This is a genomic window from Pseudomonas sp. FBF18 (genome assembly GCF_024261405.1).
GTDB lineage: Bacteria > Pseudomonadota > Gammaproteobacteria > Pseudomonadales > Pseudomonadaceae > Aquipseudomonas > Aquipseudomonas palmensis.
Genome location: NZ_QKRS01000008.1, coordinates 1 through 1,307 on the forward strand (window position 1 = coordinate 1; position 1,307 = coordinate 1,307).

The 1,307-nt window shown below is 48.4% G+C and carries 2 protein-coding genes; both read left to right on the plus strand.

The window, feature by feature from the left end; all coding sequences use genetic code 11:
- A partial coding sequence (locus DN387_RS26060; protein WP_302329325.1) for an RHS repeat-associated core domain-containing protein occupies nucleotides 1-613 on the plus strand: 613 nt, incomplete at its 5' end.
- Nucleotides 582-1,214 (plus strand): hypothetical protein, encoded by a 633-nt coding sequence (locus DN387_RS14045; protein WP_157811447.1) that lies wholly within the window; start codon nucleotides 582-584, stop codon nucleotides 1,212-1,214. The genes DN387_RS26060 and DN387_RS14045, both read left to right, overlap by 32 nt.
- Nucleotides 1,215-1,307 lie beyond the last annotated feature (93 nt).

Here is a 1,307-nt window from a genome sequence, read left to right on the forward strand (position 1 = left end):
GGTACGAGAGGAACACTCGGGCTGGGCAAGGCAGATTGGGCTGAGCAATCCGATACGGTTTCAGGGGCAGTATCACGACCGTGAGACTGGGCTGCACTACAACCGGTATCGGTACTATGATCCGGGGGTTGGGCGGTTTATTGGGCAGGACCCGATTAGCTACTCGGGTGGCTTAAACCTGTTTATGTACGCACCAAACGCTGTCGAGTGGACAGATCCACTAGGCTTGGCAGCGGCTGGGCAACTGGGTACATATGGAGACCTCACAGGCACAGGTAACGCTGGCGATAAGTTAGATGCACATGAATTGGTGAGAAATAAGGCCCTAGAACAGATGGGTTGCAAGGGCGGCGGGAGAATGGAAGGCAACCCGTCTATTGCATTGACGAGAACTCAGCATGTCAATGTACATAGACAAGAAGCTGCCCTTTCCAAGGTACACTTGGGCACTAACGGGAAAAATGAGTTTGAGCTTGGTGAGGATGGTAAGCCAACTAAGCGTCAGATGGATGTGTGGCAGGGGGCGCTTAGAAAATCTGGAATGAGTGCAGCTCAGGCAAAACGTTTGCGAAAAAAATCGAATGCGTTCTTACAAAACAGCTGTTGTTGCTAATTGGGAGAGTTATTTGAAAAATTTGAAAGTCAACGCGACCGTGGCCAGATTAACTGAACCTCACATGGCAGGCGGATGCCTATTGACGCAAGATATAGAATGGCCGGTCGACAAGCATGGGCATCCACTGCTTCACCTTTTGACAATGCCGGCCGAATGGGTGGAGCTTGGCGCTCAAGGGTGGATATCATTGTTTTCGCCATACTATCGAGAGGATACATTTCTTCACTGGGAAGAATTGACGGCTGAAAGAGAAAATTGTTCAGTAGTAATTTATCATGATAACGATGGGGGTGAAAGGAATGAGTATAAGGAGTTTGCATCGTCTCCGTGCAAGGTCTTAATTGAAAATGACATAGAGTGTGATTCTTCTAACAATTTCAGCTCAAGAGTCTGTGGTGTTGTGTCTTGGTTACAGGACGAGGAGTCAGTGGCAGGTGCAGAGTGCCGAATAATGTTGAATGGAGATGATTTTGATATCGCTTTTCCAGACGATGTCGGTATTTTCTCTGGCGGAGTAGTTTATGTGTTTTTAAACGAAGGATTTAGTGAGAAATCGCGGCCTAGCGTGCAAGGCGTGATGACTTTTCAGTTTACCTAATGTGCGGTTAGTTTGTGCTTGAATATTTTACAATTCGCAGGCCGGCACGGGCTGGAATCAGCTTGAACGGGCCATGCGCCAGCGTGAGCTGGG

Bases quoted from the DNA above. Each gene is read 5' to 3' on its own strand.
- DN387_RS14045 (WP_157811447.1), top strand. From the start codon at position 582: ATGCGTTCTTACAAAACAGCTGTTGTTGCTAATTGGGAGAGTTATTTG.